The 17,722-nt window shown below is 40.8% G+C and carries 17 protein-coding genes; 12 read left to right on the plus strand and 5 right to left on the minus strand.

The window, feature by feature from the left end:
* Positions 1-65 precede the first annotated feature (65 nt).
* The 5 genes from AAAY30_RS06385 to AAAY30_RS06405 all read right to left on the minus strand — a co-directional run bounded on the left by AAAY30_RS06385 (position 66) and on the right by AAAY30_RS06405 (position 5,936).
* Entirely contained in the window at positions 66-1,247 is a 1,182-nt protein-coding gene (locus AAAY30_RS06385) for a DHHW family protein (protein WP_499215751.1), read from the minus strand.
* Between the two features lie 21 nt (positions 1,248-1,268).
* Positions 1,269-2,663, minus strand: coding sequence for an MBOAT family O-acyltransferase (locus AAAY30_RS06390; RefSeq protein WP_301965421.1), 1,395 nt, complete (start codon positions 2,661-2,663; stop codon positions 1,269-1,271).
* 233 nt (positions 2,664-2,896) lie between these two features.
* Positions 2,897-3,862 (minus strand): M23 family metallopeptidase, encoded by a 966-nt coding sequence (locus AAAY30_RS06395; RefSeq protein WP_449074308.1) that lies wholly within the window; start codon positions 3,860-3,862, stop codon positions 2,897-2,899.
* 39 nt (positions 3,863-3,901) lie between these two features.
* The gene (locus AAAY30_RS06400; RefSeq protein ID WP_022234695.1) at positions 3,902-4,600 is read right to left on the minus strand and encodes a bis(5'-nucleosyl)-tetraphosphatase; all 699 of its coding nucleotides are present in this window, start codon (positions 4,598-4,600) and stop codon (positions 3,902-3,904) included.
* Between the two features lie 40 nt (positions 4,601-4,640).
* The gene (locus AAAY30_RS06405; protein ID WP_449074309.1) at positions 4,641-5,936 is read right to left on the minus strand and encodes a DHHW family protein; all 1,296 of its coding nucleotides are present in this window, start codon (positions 5,934-5,936) and stop codon (positions 4,641-4,643) included.
* A gap of 273 nt (positions 5,937-6,209) precedes the next feature.
* Here AAAY30_RS06405 and AAAY30_RS06410 point away from each other — a divergent pair, with 273 nt between their 5' ends.
* The 12 genes from AAAY30_RS06410 to AAAY30_RS06465 all read left to right on the plus strand — a co-directional run bounded on the left by AAAY30_RS06410 (position 6,210) and on the right by AAAY30_RS06465 (position 17,644).
* Positions 6,210-6,974 (plus strand): type III pantothenate kinase, encoded by a 765-nt coding sequence (locus tag AAAY30_RS06410; RefSeq protein ID WP_249377050.1) that lies wholly within the window; start codon positions 6,210-6,212, stop codon positions 6,972-6,974.
* A 521-nt stretch (positions 6,975-7,495) separates the two neighbouring features.
* On the plus strand, positions 7,496-8,215 hold the full coding sequence (locus tag AAAY30_RS06415) for a YveK family protein (RefSeq protein ID WP_295025803.1): 720 nt from the start codon (positions 7,496-7,498) through the stop codon (positions 8,213-8,215).
* A gap of 19 nt (positions 8,216-8,234) precedes the next feature.
* A complete protein-coding gene (locus tag AAAY30_RS06420; protein ID WP_499215750.1) occupies positions 8,235-8,951 on the plus strand; it encodes a CpsD/CapB family tyrosine-protein kinase in 717 nt (238 codons plus the stop codon).
* Positions 8,952-9,039: 88 nt separating this feature from the next.
* A complete protein-coding gene (locus AAAY30_RS06425; protein WP_302191038.1) occupies positions 9,040-9,714 on the plus strand; it encodes a sugar transferase in 675 nt (224 codons plus the stop codon).
* A gap of 12 nt (positions 9,715-9,726) precedes the next feature.
* Positions 9,727-10,506: a glucose-1-phosphate cytidylyltransferase gene (rfbF, locus tag AAAY30_RS06430; RefSeq protein WP_302196799.1), complete on the plus strand. Its 780-nt coding sequence runs from the start codon at positions 9,727-9,729 to the stop codon at positions 10,504-10,506.
* Positions 10,494-11,561, plus strand: a complete 1,068-nt coding sequence (gene rfbG / locus AAAY30_RS06435; RefSeq protein ID WP_302196798.1) for a CDP-glucose 4,6-dehydratase — start codon at positions 10,494-10,496, stop codon at positions 11,559-11,561. The genes rfbF and rfbG overlap by 13 nt, the downstream gene beginning before the upstream one ends.
* A 28-nt stretch (positions 11,562-11,589) precedes the next feature.
* Positions 11,590-12,510 carry an NAD-dependent epimerase/dehydratase family protein gene (locus AAAY30_RS06440; RefSeq protein ID WP_302196797.1) on the plus strand — a complete coding sequence of 307 codons (921 nt, stop codon included), beginning with the start codon at positions 11,590-11,592 and terminating at the stop codon, positions 12,508-12,510.
* A gap of 111 nt (positions 12,511-12,621) precedes the next feature.
* Entirely contained in the window at positions 12,622-13,194 is a 573-nt protein-coding gene (rfbC, locus tag AAAY30_RS06445; RefSeq protein ID WP_302196796.1) for a dTDP-4-dehydrorhamnose 3,5-epimerase, read from the plus strand.
* Between the two features lie 30 nt (positions 13,195-13,224).
* Positions 13,225-14,253 carry a glycosyltransferase family 8 protein gene (locus AAAY30_RS06450; protein ID WP_337782097.1) on the plus strand — a complete coding sequence of 343 codons (1,029 nt, stop codon included), beginning with the start codon at positions 13,225-13,227 and terminating at the stop codon, positions 14,251-14,253.
* On the plus strand, positions 14,228-15,358 hold the full coding sequence (locus AAAY30_RS06455) for a glycosyltransferase family 1 protein (RefSeq protein ID WP_186935576.1): 1,131 nt from the start codon (positions 14,228-14,230) through the stop codon (positions 15,356-15,358). The genes AAAY30_RS06450 and AAAY30_RS06455 overlap by 26 nt, the downstream gene beginning before the upstream one ends.
* A 14-nt stretch (positions 15,359-15,372) precedes the next feature.
* Positions 15,373-16,476, plus strand: a complete 1,104-nt coding sequence (locus AAAY30_RS06460; protein WP_186935578.1) for a polysaccharide pyruvyl transferase family protein — start codon at positions 15,373-15,375, stop codon at positions 16,474-16,476.
* A 1-nt stretch (position 16,477) separates the two neighbouring features.
* The gene (locus AAAY30_RS06465; RefSeq protein ID WP_186935579.1) at positions 16,478-17,644 is read left to right on the plus strand and encodes a Coenzyme F420 hydrogenase/dehydrogenase, beta subunit C-terminal domain; all 1,167 of its coding nucleotides are present in this window, start codon (positions 16,478-16,480) and stop codon (positions 17,642-17,644) included.
* The last annotated feature ends 78 nt before the right edge of the window (positions 17,645-17,722 follow it).

Genomic DNA, 17,722 nt, shown 5'->3' on the forward strand with positions numbered 1-17,722 from the left:
TATCCACGCAAAAAATAAACACCCGACTAAAAAGCCGAGTGTCAATTTTATCGCTATTAATCATTTTACGACAGCCACGCAATGTCGGTATCGGTTGCAAGGTTATCTATGCCGTAGAGCACCAGGATATTATCGGGTTTTTCCTGCTGTGCAAGTTCTGAAATGCTGTTTTTGTAATAACGCATATCGACGAGTATTACCTCACTGTAATTTTCTGCAAGGAACGGCGCAAGGCAGTGCGAAAAGCTGTCCTTTACAAGGAGAATTTTTCCTCCTGCGGCATTTGTATTCTTAATTCTTGTCATTGCATGGTTTCCGTCTATGAATACAGGGTATTTATCGTCCTCTTCAAGATGATTGTAGAAATACATTGAGTGGTAATCCTGTTTTTCGTCGCCCTCAATAATCTCTACGCTGATATTCTTTTCGGTGTTATTTTTATTGTTCCAAATTTCAATGGTATCCGGCTGTGTGAGCCAAAAACCGCTTGTTGAGTAGGTTGTGCCGTAGAAATCGTTGTACTTTTCGACCGTAAACAGGCTCTTGTCGGCAGGGGTTATTCCGAGCGACTTGCATATTTCCGTATAACCCGTATATGCACCTGCCGTTGTCCAATGATGGTCGGTTTCGTAGTAAAGCTGCGTGCCGTTTGCATAGGCATTTTTGAATGCGGAACGCAAATCCACAAAATCCGCACCGCTTTCGATAAGCACTTTCTGTGCGTTCTCGATTTTTTCGTCATCTGTATATGTATCGTGAACCGCAGGAAGAACATCATTTGCGATGTAGCCTGTTGACGGCACAAGTGTTACCGTTACGGGAACATCGACTGATTTCGCAAAATCTGCGATTGTCTGCACATTGCTCTCAAGTGTGTCGGTATCAAGTATCGGCTTATTTATAAGGTAGCCGTTCTTGCAATTGTAAACACCATCTGCGCCGTTGTTGCCGACAGAGAGATTAAAGTAAGCGTTTGCGCCTACCCACTGCGTACGCAACGGAAAATGGTCGGCAAAGTATTTTTCAAAATCAGTGCCGAATTTGCCGTCAAGCACAGAATTTACCGACACTGTCGGAAATTTCTGCAAATATCTCTTTTCGCTTGAGCTGTAATCCGCTTTTGGATTTATCAAAAACCAAATTGCAAAGCCGAATATAAAAAGTATAAACACAAAGCTCGGCAAATGTCGGCAGACAGGCTTTGAGGATTCCATATGTTTTGCTGAATGTTTCGCTGCATATTTCATAAAGACTCTCCTTTCCTACCGTTAAAATCTGAAATATAGGAATGGGTTATAGCTCTGATTTACAAGTGAGGCTGTGCAAAGTACAAGCACTGCTGCCACAAACGCAGTCTGCGCAAAACCGATATACTTTGTATTCTGTACCTTTGCATAAAGCTTTGCCGCAAGCGGTGTGCTTGCAACAGCCGCTGCAATGATAAGCGGCAGGTACGAAAGTATAAGATTTAAAGCCTGCTCGCCGCAGATACCGTTGCCGAAGTTAAACAAATCTCCGAGGAATGTACCGAGCTTGCTCATATCTGTAAAGTAGAAAAGTCCCCAGCCGATAACTACAATAAACATTGTGTATATATGCTGAATTGCCGACGGCAGTTTGTCGAGAACCTTTTTGAAAACAAACTTTTCAAAAATAAGCAAAACGCCGTAGTAAAGTCCCCACAACACAAAGTTCCATGACGCACCGTGCCAAATACCCGTAAGTCCCCATACGATAATAAGGTTAAGTATCTGTCTTTTCGCACCTTTTCTGTTGCCGCCGAGCGGAATATAAACATATTCCTTAAACCATGTTGAAAGTGAAATATGCCATCTTCTCCAAAATTCCGTAACGGATTTAGAAATGTACGGGTAGTTAAAGTTCTTAAGAAACTCAAAGCCGAGCATATTGCCAAGACCGCAAGCCATATCGGAATAGCCCGAAAAGTCAAAATAAAGCTGAAAGCTGTAGGCTATAATTCCTACCCAAGTGCCGACAACGCCGTTTTCATCGGTTGTGGCAAACATTGCCGTGCTAAGATTACCCATCTGATTTGCAATCAAAACTTTCTTGCCAAGACCGATTATAAACAGATTTACACCCTTTGTAAACTCGTCCAAGGTTTCTTTTCTGTTTGTGAGCTGTTCGGCAACATCACGGTAACGAACGATAGGGCCTGCAATCAACTGCGGAAAAAGCGCTACATATGTACCGAAGTTAATCGGATTTTTGGATACGGGCGCATCGCCTCTGTAAACATCAATTACATAACTCATTGTCTGGAATGTATAGAAGCTGATACCGATCGGCAAAGAAATCTGCGGAGTAGGCAGATTTAAGAACGGCAGCATATTTACGGTTTCTACAATCATTCCCGTATATTTAAACACAGCGAGTGTGCCGATGTCGATAACACAGGTGAGTATAAGCACAAGTTTACGCTTTTTTTGATCATCTTTAAATTTATCGACAAGGTAACCGCCTATGTAGTTTACGGCAATGTTTATGAGCATAAGCACAATGAGCTTTGGCTCGCCCCAGCCGTAAAACAAAAGGTTTATAAAGAATAGAAAGATGTTTCTGCCCTTTCTCGGCACTATATAATATATAAGCAGAGTAAGCGGCAGGTACGCAAACATAAATACAAGGCTTGAAAAAACCAATCTGTATACCCCCAAATATTCTATAAAATAAGTGCAAAATCAAGCGTTATATATCCTTTTTAACCTGACAATTCATTGCTCTGAACGCAATATAATAATTGTCGGGATTTGCACACCATAAAATACCCTCACCGCTTTTGGTGAGGGCGATTACAGTTTATTTTACATTATTTTGAGAATACAGTCAATGAAAACAGCGCAAATATAATTGCTTTTCGGAATTTTTGGCATTATCAACTAATTTCTTTAAAAGAAAACTCTCTTTTAAACTCTTTTGTTTCACTGTTTCTGACGGTTGAGCTTTTATGCTGTTCAAGGGTACTTATGAGTGCGTACATATCCACCCATATTTCGTTGTCGCTTTCCTTTTGGCTTTCGTCAAAAACAAGCTCAAGCCCTATATGAAGATGGCTTTCGGTAATTCCGTTTATGTTTTCGGTATCACTGTATCCTGTTCTGCCCACATAGCCTATAACATCGCCTGCCGTAACCTTATCGCCCTCCTTGAGGTTCTCGGCATACGGGCGGTTTTGCCGCAAATGCGCATAATACCAATACCTTTTATTGTCAAGCGAGCGTATGCCGATTCGCCAACCGCCGTATCTGTTCCAGCCGAGGCACTCGACCTTGCCCGATTCAACGGCTATAACAGGAGTACCGACTGCCGACATCAGGTCGTGCCCCAGATGCGGTCTTGTGTAGCCGAATGTCCGCTTTGCACCGAAGTCATCGTAATGCGAATACGGAAAAGTCTTTGCAATCGGCGAAAACCACCGCACTCCGTAGTCCTGCTTTATACTGCCGTCAGACTGTTCTTCCTCAAAATTTCCAACCATACCGTTCAGCACTGCCGTGTACACATTATAATAATATGTATAGTATTTCATATCCTTGGTAAGCTCGGCTATTGTTTTGCCGTCTTTCAGCTTTTCGCAGAGGTTATCCATATCGCTTTGCTTGTATTTTGCAAAATCTCCGCCGTATTTTGCGCCGAGGTACGATAAAATTTCTATATAATTCAGTTTGGTATCTTCCGACTGTGAAGAAACATCGTAACTGACGGCTTTTTGCAGAGCGTCTGCCGTAACATTAAATTCCGCATACTTTATAAAATTATCGGTTTCCTTTCCGCCGACAATCGTCATAACCGAACAGGCAAGCACAAAAGCAGAAATAAGCAATAAAATAATCCGTTTCATATATAATCACCCGATTATATATATGAAACGGATTTCAAATTAATTTCTCATTAAATGTATTGCGGTTTCGGCTTTTTCTATAATTCTTAAATCGTTGTCATATGTGCAAAGTTTTCGTGCCTGCTGGAGGTCAACCCAGATGTAACTGTCGATTTCTTCCTCCTGAATTTTTACGCTGTCGGTAAACGCCTGTGCAAGGAAGAACACTACCCGCTTGCGAATTTTGCCGAACGGGCAATACTCGCTGATTTCTCTAAATCCCTTTGCAAGGGTAACATCAAGCCCTGTTTCCTCTTTGATTTCTCTCAAAGCGGTTTCCTGCTCGTTTTCGTCGTTTTCTATATGACCTTTCGGAAAACTCCAATATCTGCCGTTGCTGTTCTTCACAAGCAATACCTTTGTATTCTGCTTGTTGCGGTAAAAAATCACCGCACCGCAGGATTTTTCGTAAAGACAGCTTATACTCTCCACTTTTACATTACGCAAGCGGGCAAGTATTTTTTTAAGCTCCGGCTCGTAATAAATCTCTCCGTACGGAGCGACTATGAATTTATCGCCCTTGAGTCCCTCAAATTTGGCAACGGCAATAACCACACCGTCAAAGTATTCTTCAACTCTGTCCTTGCGTGTAACAAGATAAGCGCTTTTGTTTGAAAAGGAATTGCCCGAAACATAGGCGGAGAAAAAACCTTTTCCGACCTTGCCAAACACATTTACTCTTACATTTTCCGCAAGCATTGCCGCTGCCTCCTTTCTTAATTCAAATAAAAATCAACAATTAATTCAGTAAGCCGTCCATACTGTCGAGCTGTACCTGAGTATTTGCACTCATAATGCCGTTGAGGTAAAGAACCTCTGTAATGCCGTTCTGCTTGCAGTAGTCTGCAAGATTCTGTCCGAAATATCTGAAATCTATAATATGAACTTCGGAATAGTTATTTGTAAGATACGGTGAGAATGCGTTGCCGTAGCTTTCTTTGACAACGGCAATCTTCTTGCCCGTACCGTTTTCGGAATCGGAATGTAAAACCGTGAGCGGATTGTCGCCCATAATAAATAAACTGTATGTATTTGAACCCGCCTCCGCATACTGATAATAAGGCGAATCGTAGTTTGATACAGTGCCGTTTGAATCCGTAATATCCATTGTAACATTATAAGGGAATGTCCAATAGCTTACAGTATCAGTTGAAAGTCCGTCATTTGTGTTTGCAAACGAACCCGTAAAGCCCTCAATTTTATTTTCCGTGCAAGTGCTTAAATCAAGAACAGCCTGATTTGTTGCCTCCGCAAACGCTGTATATGCGTAATATGCGCCAAGTCCTGTCCAGTGGTGGTCGGAATTGTAATAAACATATTCGTTGCAGTGCTCGGCAATTTTGTTGTAAGCATTTATCGGTGTTACAGAGCTGTTTAGCTTTGAATAAATCTGCTTGATGTTCTCTGCCTGTGAATCCGACGGAGCGGAGCTGTTTTTAAGTCTTTGCGGAAGTCCCATTTCCGTATGGTTGGGAACAACCATATTGTAAACCTTAATTCCGCTTAACTTCTGCTGATAGCTGTTGATTGAATCGGCATAAAGCTGTGCTCTGTATTCATCGCCGCCGAAAAGCTCATATGCGGCGCCATTCCAGATGTAAGCGTTTGTACCCATATATCCTGTTGTGTTATTGTCCTGAATATTAGGCGTAACAAAATTAAGTGCCGCTGCGTTTGCTGCTTGTGTTGCGGGTTGAGTGGTTGCTGCCTGTGTAGGAGGTATTGTTTTATCGGAATTATTGTCAACTTTTTTGTCCGAACCGGTACAGGCTCTGAACATTGAAGAAATCATTGTGATTATAAGTATTAATATAAGTATTCCAACACTTACAATAATAATGCGGTTTCTAAGTCTTCTGCTGAATCTTTTTCTTTTAGGCGGCTTGCGATGCACATTATTTCGATTATTAGGTACAGGCCCTCTGCCGTTTTGCGGTGGTCTGTTCATCGGCTGACGGTATTCTCTCCTGTATTGACTGCGTTGAGCCGCAACTCTGTCGTCATCAAAATAGTCTAAGTTGTATTTATCTGCCATATATACACTCTCCCGTCTTAAAAAAGCAACAGATAATTAAACGCTGTTTCCTCATTATATCATTATATTAATTAAAGCATATTTTATTATACAACATCTTTAGTCTAAAAACAATACAATTTTTCATTTTTCGAGTAAATCCGCAAATGCGGCAAATATTTACATCCATAAGCAAAACAGATTTAAAAATAGAGTTGAAACAAAAGGAAAAATACGATATAATTTAGAGTTGCAGGATGTTTTTTTCCAAGCAATTACAATGAGGTGATATTTATGTTGCTTTGCACGGATGTGGGCAATACAAATATAAAATTTGCACTTTACAAAGGTGAAAAACTGCTTATGAAGTTAAGATTTTCCACTAATCGCAGTAAAACCGCCGACGATTACGCAGTTGACCTTTATACTATATTCAGAATAAACAATGTTGATGTAAACGAAATTAACGGCTCAATAATCTCAAGCGTAGTGCCCATAGTAACCGATCTGCTCGGAAAAGCTATTTTTACTGTGGCAAATGTAGAAAGTTTGGTTGTCGGACCAGGCATTAAAACAGGTCTTGACATTCGCCTTGACAACCCCGGCGCCGTAGGCTCGGACATTGTATGTATGTGCGTTGCTTTAAAAGAACAGTACCCCTGCCCGGTAATCGTAATCGGAATGGGCACTGCCACAACCATTCTTTATATGAACGAGCACAAGGCTTATTGCGGCGGAGTTATTTTGCCGGGTGTGCAGATTTCACTTGACGCACTTACCGCAAAATGCGCACTTTTGCCGTCGGTCAGTTTTTCTGCGCCGCAAAAGGCAATCGGAACAAATACTGCCGACTGTATACGCAGCGGCATAATTTACGGCAATGCCGCAATGATTGACGGCGTAATCGACCGCTTTGAAGCGGAAACGGGTCAGAAATGCACTCTTGTTGCAACAGGCGGATTTGCACCGCACATTGTAAAGTTCTGCAAAAAAGACATTACCGTAAACGACGACCTTGTACTCGAGGGATTAAGACTTATATACGAAAAGAATCTGTAATTATTCGATTTTCAATAATATACAATTTTGTTTTAAACTGCATATCTGTTTGTGCACCCTTTTGAATTATTGCATCAAAAGGGTGTTTTTATTATTCCTTTTATAAATTTGTATATGATGTTCACATCATTTTTACTAAAAAAGCAAACTCGTTAAACACATACAATTTTGTATGTGTAGAAATTTTGCTGATAAACATTTTTGTTTTTGTATAATTTTATTTATTAGTGTGGCGGTTATTTGTTTTTTATTTCAAAAATATATACATAATTACCAAATAATAAAATTTTGCATTTTTCAATTTAACAAATATAACAAAGGTTTTGTTATATTTGTACAAAATCCTCTTATTCGCATATAAAATCGTCAAATTTACCGCTTTTAGCAGTATTGATTTTTAAGTTGTTTTCAAATATAATAGTAATGTTATATTTTGAAGAATTATCGGCTTTTATATTGATTATTGCAACTGCGAAAATGCATTTGCGTTCGCCGTAAAAGCTGGGAGGAGAATTATTTTAATGGAAATATCGTTTAAGGACATAACAAGAATTATCAAGAAAAATATAGTTTTCATCATAGTTGTATCTCTTTTGTTCGCAACTGTATCGTTTTTTATAACAACATTTTTTATTCCGAAAACATACACATCAAACCTTAAGCTTTATGTTGAAACAAACTACAAAACCTCAACCGCCGCAGAGGACTATCAGAGTATAAACTACGCTAAAAACCTTGTACTTACATATATCGAACTTCTCGATTCCAATACATTCTACAGCGAAGTTTCAAAAACTCTCAACGAAAAATACACAGCCTCTCAGCTTAAATCTATGATTAAATTTGAAAGCATTGAAAACACAGAGGTATTCAAAGCAATTGTTACATCTTCAAGTCCGTATGAGGCGAAAAATATAGGCGATGCCATTGCTAAGACCGCACCTGATACAATCGCAAATGTTAAGGACAATGCAAAACTCAAAATTGTTGATGAGGCAACTGTTCCGAAGGAGCCCACATCACCTAATGTAATAAAAAATGTTCTTATTGCATTTGCCGCAGGTCTTATAATTTCACTTATTATTTCGTTTGTTCGTGACTTCCTTGATGTTAAAATCAAATACAACGAAGAAATGACTACAATTCTCGGACTTCCTATACTTGCCGCAATTCCTGATTTTGAATATTTTTCAAATCCGAAAAAAGCAAGCAAAGCAGACAGTTACGGATACGGCAAATAATTTAAAGGAGTAACAAAAGATGAAGAAAAACAAAGCAATTGAGCGTTCAATAGATACCGATGTTCTTGGCTTTCAGGTTCGTGAATCATATAAAGCCGCAAGAACAAATATTGCATATTCTATATTTAAAAAAGGATGTAAGAAAATAGCTTTTACATCATCAACAAAAAGCGAAGGCAAAACCGTAACTTCAATAAATGTAGCCTCCGCACTTGCTCAGCAGGTTGGCACAAAGGTACTTGTTATAGAATGCGACCTACGTCGTCCGAGAGTAAATACCGCTCTCAAAATTGAGCCTACACCGGGACTTACAAACTATCTTAACGAAGAATGTGCGCTTGAAGACATTATAAAAGATACAAAAATTGAAAATCTTAAGGCTATCACTTACGGCGCAATTCCGCCAAACCCCTCGGAACTTCTTGCGAGCGAGGCAATGTCGGAACTTATCAAAACCGTTGAAAAGCAGTTCGATTACATAACTTTTGACACACCTCCTGTAGGTATCGTAATCGATGCAGTTCCGATTCTTAAGGCAGCGGACGGTGTTGTAATTGTTGCAAGAAGCAACTCAACAACATATCCGGAGCTTGCAAAAACCGTAGAAACAGTTGAGCGTACAGACGCAAAAATCCTCGGAGTTATTCTTAACAGAGTTAAGCCGCAGGAAACAAGAAAAAGCAAGGGTTACTACTCAAGATACGGCGGATATTACAGCAATTCAACCAAATACTAAGCTTTATACTTCAGAGCAATTTTATTTAATTACACAGGTAATTAATTGGGTATGATAAAAATTTACGGAGGAGAAAACGGAAGCAATTATGGGAAAAGCAAATATTACCGACACATCGAAAGCGGCAGCATCAAACACACATTCAGTTAAACCGAAGCCGATTTACGATTTTGTAAAGCGTGTTTTCGATATTGTATGTTCACTCATCGGTTTGATTGTTCTTTCACCTGTTTTTATCATTCTTTCCATACTTATAAAAACCACAAGCGAAGGTCCTGCTTTCTTTGCGCACAAGCGTGTCGGCAAAGGCGGCAAAACAATAAAAATCTATAAGTTCAGAAGTATGGTAACAAATGCGGAAGAACTTATAAAGCAGTTCACACCCGAGCAAAAAGCCGAATACGAAAAAAACTTTAAGCTTGAAAACGACCCTCGAGTTACAAAAGTAGGAAAATTTATGAGAAAAACAAGTCTTGACGAACTTCCACAGCTTATTAACATTCTTAAGGGCGATATTTCTGTTGTAGGCCCTCGCCCCGTAATGGATGTTGAAACTCAGATATACGGTAACTACCGCAATATGCTGCTCAGCGTAAAGCCGGGTCTTACAGGCTTTTGGGCGGCAAACGGCAGAAGCGCCACTACATACACACGCAGAAGAGCTATGGAAATTTACTATGTAAAGAACCGTTCCGTATTACTTGATTTAAAAATAATTTTCAAAACATTTATTTCTGTATTTAAGCGTGTAGGTGCGGTTTAAGGAGGAAAAGCAATGAAAGCTGTATTACTTGCAGGTGGCTTTGGAACAAGAATTTCCGAAGAATCGCAGTTCAAGCCAAAGCCTATGGTTGAAATAGGCGGTATGCCGATTTTGTGGCATATTATGAAACTTTATTCATATTACGGAGTAAACGAATTTATTATATGCGCAGGATACAAACAGCATGTAATTAAAGAATGGTTTGCGGATTATTTTCTGCATACTTCGGACATAACATTTGATTTTACACAGGACGATAAAATAATCGTACATAACAAAAGGGCCGAACAGTGGAAGGTCACGGTTGTTGATACGGGACTTAACACAATGACAGGCGGTCGACTTAAGAGAGTGCGTGACTTTATAGGCAGCGAGCCTTTCTTTATGACATACGGTGACGGTGTGTCTGATGTCGATATTAATGCTCTTTATGAATTTCACAAGAAGAACGGCAGACTTGCAACTATGTCGGCGGTAAAACCCGAGAGCCGTTTCGGCGTGCTTGACCTTTCAAGCGACAACGAGGTAAAGGCATTTCGTGAAAAGAGCGACATTGACTCAGGTTGGATAAACGCAGGCTTTATGGTGCTCGAACCAAAGGTGCTCGACTATGTAAAAGACGATACAATTATGTTTGAGCGTGAGCCTATGGAACAGCTTGCAAAAGAAGGTCAGATTGTGTGCTGGAAACACAATGGTTTCTGGCAGTGTATGGACACTCTTCGTGACAAAGAAAAGCTCGAAAAACTCTGGAGCACAAACAAAGCGCCGTGGAAGGTATGGAAAGATTAATGCTTAATTTTTATAAAGGTAAAAGAGTATTTGTAACAGGTCACACAGGATTTAAGGGCAGTTGGCTCTGCAAAATCCTTGCAAATGCGGGCGCACAGGTTACCGGCTACTCTCTTAACCCACCTACAAACCCGAATTTATTTGAAATTGCAAATATCGAGGGCGACATTAAGTCCGTTATCGGCGATATTCGTGATTTTGATTTGCTAAAAAAGGCATTTGACGAGGCACAGCCCGAAATTGTACTTCACCTTGCGGCTCAGCCGATTGTGCGTGACAGCTACAAAATGCCTGCTTATACATACGAAACAAATGTTATGGGCACTGTAAATATTCTTGAGTGCGTAAGACAGTCGGACTGCGTAAAGTCATTCCTCAATGTAACAACAGACAAGGTTTACGAAAATAAGGAGTGGCAATGGGGCTACCGTGAAAACGAGCCGCTCGACGGCTTTGACCCGTATTCAAACAGCAAAAGCTGTTCGGAGCTTGTAACTCACAGCTATAAAAACTCATTCTTTGCCGACGGCAGAGTTGCGATTTCGACTGCAAGAGCCGGCAATGTAATCGGCGGCGGCGATTTTGCAAACGACAGAATTATTCCGGACTGCGTTCGTGCACTTGAAAAGGGCGAAGATATAATCGTTCGTAATCCTCATTCAACAAGACCGTATCAGCATGTGCTTGAGCCGTTGTTTGCATACCTTATGATTGCAAAAGCACAATACGGAGATATTAAATTTGCGGACTACTACAATGTAGGTCCCGACGAATGTGACTGCGTTACTACAGGCGAGCTTGTTGACTTGTTTGTAAAGTACGCCGACGGCAAAATCAATTGGATAAACAAAAGCGAGAAAAATGCCGTACACGAAGCGAATTTCTTAAAACTCGACTGCTCAAAACTCAAGGCTGTATTTGACTGGAAACCGCATTGGCATGTAACAGAGGCCGTTGAAAAAACTGTTGAATGGTCACGCTGTTATATGGAAAAAGGCGATGTTAGAAAATGTATGGACAAACAGATTGAGGATTTTTTAGCAAGCAGAATTTAAATATATCATCAACAAAAGAGGTTTAGTGATGAAAAAGGCGATTGTAACAGGCTCAAACGGCTTTGTCGGCTCAAATGTATGCAAAAGACTTTGCGCTGACGGAGTAAAAGTTTTTGCCGTTGTAAAAGACGAAAACGAAAAAATCGACAACATAGAAAAACTTGACGGTATTGAAATTGTATATTGCGAGCTTGATAAAATTGAAACTCTCTTTGACAAGATTTCGGACAGAGATGTTGATGTTTTCTACCACTTTGCGTGGGTAGGCTCGGCAGGCCCGTTAAGATGCGACGAGAACATTCAGTTGCAGAATGCGCTTTGGACAGCCCGTACGCTCAGAACAGCTGACAAAATGCAGTGCAAAAAGTTTGTAAACGCAGGTTCTATTATGGAAAAGGAAACCTATACAGCGGTTTACACTCAGAAAAGCAAACCCGGCTTGCCGTACATTTACGGTGCAGGCAAGCTCATTGCCCGTTCTATCTGCAAGCCGATTGCAAACAGCCTTGACATAGACCTTTGCTGGGCGGTAATTACCAACGCTTACGGCGCAGGCGAGTTTTCGCCGAGATTTGTTAATTCAACAATTCGCAAAATTATTGCAGGCGAGCCTTTACAGTTTACAGCCGCTACACAAAATTACGATTTCATTTATATAGACGATGTTGCAAGAGCCTTTGAGGCAATCGGCGAATACGGCATTGCAAACAAAGAGTACACAATAGGCAGTGGCAACGCAAGACCACTCAAGGAGTTCATTCTTGAAATGCAGAACGAGCTTGCACCTGAAGCAAAACCGATTTTCGGTGATGTGCCGTTTACAGGTGTAAATATGCCGCTTGAGGCATTTGATACAACCGACATAGAAACAGACTGCCACTTCAAACCTGAGATTTCCTTTGCAGAGGGCACAAGGCTTACTATGGAGTGGATTAAGTCCGTAGACTAAAAATCAGGGCGAAAATTATCTTTCGCCCTTTATATTCGTAATGCAAACTGCGTTTTTCTGAAAATTATGGGTTAATTTTCAGAATAGAAACATTTTAAGGAGATTATTTATATGATTCAGAAGTTTGATTTTTGTAATACCGATTTTGAGGGTGCATATCTTATTAAACCGTTTTGCGCAACAGATGTAAGAGGCGCATTTATTAAGGATTACTCAAAAGAGGTTTTCGAGGCTAACGGTCTTGAGCACAACCTTGCAGAGGTTTTCTACACAGTATCTCACAAGGGTGTTATCCGTGCTCTCCATTTTCAGCGTGTACACGAGCAGGCAAAGCTTGTAAGATGCATTAAAGGCAAGGTTTTTGATGTTATCGTTGACCTTCGTCCCGACTCCCCTACCTTTAAAAAGTGGCAGGGTTTCTACCTTTCCGAAGAAAATATGAACGAACTTTATGTTCCCGAACATTTTGCTCATGGCTACCTTGTGCTTGAGCCGTCTGTTGTTTCTTACAAATGCGGCGAAAAGTTCTACGGCGAGTATGATGACGGCATTATGTATAACGACCCAGACTTTGGCGTTGAGTGGCCGTTTGACGAAATCGGCGGTATTGAAAATCTTATTCTTGCCGATAAAGACAAAAATCTCCAGTCGTTTAAGGAATTTGAAGAAAAGTATCTTAAATAATGACTTAAAAATATTTTTACGGAGGGTAAAATGAACATAGTTTATTCAAGTTCTGACAGCTATGCACCGATTGCGGGCGTATCGCTTTACTCACTGCTAAAAAACAATAAGCAGTGCAAAGAGCTTAGTGTTTTTATAATTGACAACAATATCAGTGAAAAAAATAAAGAAAAATTCACAACGCTTTGCGCTGAATTTAACAGACCGCTGTACTTTGTGCCGATTGCAGACATTGAAAAACTTACAGGCACAAGTATTGACATAGGCAGATGGAATATAAGCACCTTCGGCAGACTTTTTGAGGCAAGTCTCCTCCCCGAATGGGTAGAAAAGGTTATCCATGTTGACTGCGATACAATGATAATGTCATCGCTTGAGCCGTTGTGGAACACCGATATGACAGGCAAAACTGTTGCCGGTGCGCTTGAGTGCATAGGCGACAACTACAAAACAGAAATAGGTCTTAAACCCGAAGACACCTATATTAACGCAGGCAACATTATGCTCAACCTCAAAAAAATCAGAGAGGACGGCACAGAAGAAGAATTTAAGAAATACATTTCCGCACATTCTCAACTTTCTTTTGTTGACCAGGCAGTGCTCAACGCTTGCGTTCCGAGCAGTGAAAAACTCATTGTACCCCTTGAATACAACGCATATTCAATGGTTTATTATGTTAAATACAAAAACCTTAAAAAGGTAAAGAGAGTAACCTCATACTACAGCGAAAACGAGGTTGCCCATGCAATCAAAAATCCATGTATTGTTCACTTTACCACCTGCTTTATGGACGGTACCCGTCCGTGGATGGAAAACAACTTCCACCCTATGCTTGACAAATACCTTAATTTCAAGAGTGAGTCGCCATGGGCGGACGAGCCGCTTTGGAAAGACCCACGAAACAAGGTAAAGAAAACCGCATATAAAATGTTTACGGTTTTACCGGAGAGTTTTGTGACAAGCTCAATCGGTCTTGTGCACGGAGTTCTTATCCCTATGAAAAACAAACGCAAAAATAAAGCAGAGGTAAAATATGGAGCCAATCAGAGTTTTACATAACATAGTTTTAATGGATACAGGCGGAATCGAAACGCTTGTAATGAATTTATACAGACACATTGACAGAGAACAGCTTTTATTTGACTTTCTCGTTCACCGTCCGCAAGAGGGCTTTTACGAGCCTGAAATCAAAAGCTACGGCGGCAAAATTTTCCGCACACAGCCTTTTAATCCGCTCAAAACGGCAGGATTTAAAAGAGAATGTATGGAAGTTTTTGAAAATCATCCAGAATACAAGGTTCTTCACGCTCATCAGGAATTGAACCTCTGGCCGCTCGAATACGCTCACAAGGCAGGCATTCCCACAAGAATTGCCCACAGCCACAACGCTAAGACGGTTGTAAATTTAAAATATTTCTTCTTCCGCTACGAAAAACTTTTCATTAAAAAGCATTGTACGGATATGTTTATGTGCTCAACTCCCGCCGGAGAATGGAGCTTTGGCAAAAAGGCCGTTGCAGACGGTAAGGTTCGTTTTATAAAGAACGGTATTGAAACCGACCGCTTTAAATTTGACGAAAAGACAAGAAGAGAAGTTCGTGAAGAACTCGGTGTGGGCGACAAGACGGTAATCGGTCATGTGGGCAGATTTATGCAGCAGAAGAACCATACTTTCCTGCTTGAAATATTTAGTGTTATTCACAAAAAGAATCCTAACACCGTACTTGCTCTCTGCGGCGAGGGCAGACTTGAGGACGAAATCCGTCAAAAGGCAAAGGAACTGAACATTGACGACAGCGTAATCTTCCTTGGCGTGCGCAAAGACACAAACAGAGTTTATCAGGCATACGATATGTTCCTCTTCCCGTCTTTGTGGGAGGGACTTCCGCTTACAGGAATTGAGGCGCAGACAGCAGGCTTGCCTGTACTTATGAGTGATGTAATCACTCCCGAAACTATCGTAACCGACAATGTAACTACATTTTCACTTGCAAATACAGCGGAGCAGTGGGCGGATAAAGCGCTCGACATTCTTTCGTCATATAAAAGAACAGACTGCCAAAGTCAGGTTGTAAAAGCAGGCTTTGACATTCAGGAAACAGCCGATTGGCTGCAAAATTTTTACATTGAAAGAACCTTACAGGCACGCAAAGCAGAAAAATAATTGAGGAAACAACAATGAAAGTTGCTTTTATTACAAGACACACACCGTCAAACTACGGCTCGGTGCTGCAGACATTTGCCACACAAAAGGCAATTGAGGCACTCGGTCACGAGGCAGTGTGTATAAATTACATAAGAACAGACGAACTTCCCGAAAATCAGGCTAAAACCCACCTTGCCGTTTCAAGATGGAATAAAAATGCAGCTACAAGGCTTTTGTACAAGGTAACGCAAAAGCCTGTATTTGACGCCGCAACAAAACGCTTTGATGTTTACAGAAGCAATATGCTGAAACTCACAGACGAGGTATGGAACACTCCCGAGCAGCTTGCCGAAAATTTGCCAAAGGCTGATATTTATATGACAGGCAGTGACCAGGTGTGGAATACCGTGGGTACAGGTGTTATCGACCCTGCATATTTTCTTTCTTTTGTACCCGATGACAAAAAGAAAATTGCTTATGCAGGCTGTTTCGGCACAAAAACCGTGCGTGACGAGGACAGAGATAACATTATAAAGTGGCTCAAACGCTATGACCACATCACAATTCGTGAAAAAAGCGGTGTGGAACTTGCAAAATCTCTCGGTGTGGATGCCGAGCAGGTGCTTGACCCAACATTTTTAATGACACCGCAGAATTGGCTTGATACTCTTCCAAAAAAAGAGAAAAAGGAAAGCTATGTTCTTGTGTATCAACTGCACCCAAATAAAGAATTTCAGACATATTCAAAGGAATTTGCAAAACGAAAAAATATGAAACTTATAAGGGTAAACCCTTATTTTCACCATATATTCAAGCCGGGCAAGTTTGTATTTTGCCCGCCTGTTGAAGAATTTTTGTGGTATATAAAAAATGCCGACTATTTCCTTACTGATTCATTCCACGGCACTTCGTTTGCCATAGGTCTGAACACTCAATTTGTTGATGTTCTGCCAAATGTTTACAGCGAACGCAACAGAAGTATTCTTGCAACCGCAGGACTTGAGGACAGAATACTTATGAGCTACGATGATTTTAAAATTGCCGACACTCCTATTGACTTTACTGCGGTTAATCAAAAAATCAATGCGGAACGCACCCGTTCTGCCGAAATTCTCAAGAAAATAATCGAGGAATAATATGAACAATATAAGCATACTCGGCAATGACTGTTGCGGTTGTACTGCGTGCGAACAGATTTGCCCCAAAAAATGCATTACCTTTAAGGAAAACAACGAGGGATTTATGTATCCCGTTGTAGATGAGAGCGTGTGCGTAAACTGCGGTGCGTGCGTTAAGCATTGCCCTGTTATGACCACTCCCCACTCTGACGGTGTGCAAAATGTTTATGCGTCAAAATATTGTGACACGCAAAAGGCCAAAGAAAGCACTTCTGGCGGTATTTTTATTCCGCTTGCAAAGAGCACTCTTGAAAAGGGCGGAGTTGTTTTTGGCTGTGCATATGACGAAAACCTTGTTGCAAGACACATTGCCGTTGAAAAAGAGGCTGACTTGCACAAGCTGCAAGGTTCAAAATATGTTCAGAGCGACCTTTCCGGCATTTACAGCCGTGTAAAAAGTGAATTAAAAGGCGGCAGAAATGTACTTTTCAGCGGTACAGGCTGTCAGGTTGCAGGTCTGCGTTCTTTCCTCGGCAAGGATTTTGATAATCTCATAACCGTTGACATTGTGTGCCACGGTGTGCCAAGCCCAAAACTTTTTGAAAAATACCTTTGCTACCTCGGCAACAAACTCGGCGAGCCTGTAAAAAGCTACAATTTCAGAAGTAAAAAGCGCCACGGCTGGGGTTTGTTTTATGAAGTTGAAACCGATAATATCGGCAAAGGCGGAAGCGGATTTGACGACCCATACTACAACGCTTTTCTTAACTGCAAAACCTATCGTGAGGGCTGCTACAACTGTCGCTTTGCAAACTGCGACCGACAGGGTGATATAACACTTGCCGACTTTTGGGGAATTGAATACATAAATCCGTCGTTTTATTCGGAAAACGGAGTTTCACTCGTCCTTGTAAATACAGACAAGGGCAAAAGACTCTGGAAATCCCTTGAAAACTGCATTGAAAGCGTTGATTCCACCGTTGAGCAGGCAGTACAAATGAACAAAAACCTGTCCTCTCCATCTCACCGCCCCGAATGCAGAGATACAATTTACGACGGCTTTGACGGAGATTTTGACAGCTATGTAATGCAAAAGCTGTATGTAAAACCGAGTTTAAAAAGAAAATTAAAGTCGCTTGTTCCTGTTTCGCTTAAAGGCAGAATCAAGCATATGTTAAAAAAATAAAAGTTTGGTTGACCTAAATTTTTTAATTATTTCGCTTAACTTGTGCGATAAACCATAATTTATTAATGTTACCCAACA

Source organism: Ruminococcoides bili (assembly GCF_040093295.1).
GTDB lineage: Bacteria > Bacillota > Clostridia > Oscillospirales > Acutalibacteraceae > Ruminococcoides > Ruminococcoides intestinale_A.

What these genes read in the sequence shown, in the direction of transcription:
- AAAY30_RS06460 (WP_186935578.1), top strand. Translation starts at nt 15,373, where the DNA reads ATGAAAGTTGCTTTTATTACAAGACACACACCGTCAAACTACGGCTCG.
- AAAY30_RS06415 (WP_295025803.1), top strand. Translation starts at nt 7,496, where the DNA reads ATGGAAATATCGTTTAAGGACATAACAAGAATTATCAAGAAAAATATA.
- AAAY30_RS06385 (WP_499215751.1), bottom strand. Translation starts at nt 1,247, where the DNA reads ATGAAATATGCAGCGAAACATTCAGCAAAACATATGGAATCCTCAAAG.
- rfbG (WP_302196798.1), top strand. Translation starts at nt 10,494, where the DNA reads ATGGAAAGATTAATGCTTAATTTTTATAAAGGTAAAAGAGTATTTGTA.
- AAAY30_RS06440 (WP_302196797.1), top strand. Translation starts at nt 11,590, where the DNA reads ATGAAAAAGGCGATTGTAACAGGCTCAAACGGCTTTGTCGGCTCAAAT.
- AAAY30_RS06405 (WP_449074309.1), bottom strand. Translation starts at nt 5,936, where the DNA reads ATGGCAGATAAATACAACTTAGACTATTTTGATGACGACAGAGTTGCG.
- rfbC (WP_302196796.1), top strand. Translation starts at nt 12,622, where the DNA reads ATGATTCAGAAGTTTGATTTTTGTAATACCGATTTTGAGGGTGCATAT.
- AAAY30_RS06425 (WP_302191038.1), top strand. Translation starts at nt 9,040, where the DNA reads ATGGGAAAAGCAAATATTACCGACACATCGAAAGCGGCAGCATCAAAC.
- AAAY30_RS06450 (WP_337782097.1), top strand. Translation starts at nt 13,225, where the DNA reads ATGAACATAGTTTATTCAAGTTCTGACAGCTATGCACCGATTGCGGGC.
- AAAY30_RS06395 (WP_449074308.1), bottom strand. Translation starts at nt 3,862, where the DNA reads ATGAAACGGATTATTTTATTGCTTATTTCTGCTTTTGTGCTTGCCTGT.
- AAAY30_RS06420 (WP_499215750.1), top strand. Translation starts at nt 8,235, where the DNA reads ATGAAGAAAAACAAAGCAATTGAGCGTTCAATAGATACCGATGTTCTT.
- rfbF (WP_302196799.1), top strand. Translation starts at nt 9,727, where the DNA reads ATGAAAGCTGTATTACTTGCAGGTGGCTTTGGAACAAGAATTTCCGAA.
- AAAY30_RS06465 (WP_186935579.1), top strand. Translation starts at nt 16,478, where the DNA reads ATGAACAATATAAGCATACTCGGCAATGACTGTTGCGGTTGTACTGCG.
- AAAY30_RS06400 (WP_022234695.1), bottom strand. Translation starts at nt 4,600, where the DNA reads ATGCTTGCGGAAAATGTAAGAGTAAATGTGTTTGGCAAGGTCGGAAAA.
- AAAY30_RS06455 (WP_186935576.1), top strand. Translation starts at nt 14,228, where the DNA reads ATGGAGCCAATCAGAGTTTTACATAACATAGTTTTAATGGATACAGGC.
- AAAY30_RS06410 (WP_249377050.1), top strand. Translation starts at nt 6,210, where the DNA reads ATGTTGCTTTGCACGGATGTGGGCAATACAAATATAAAATTTGCACTT.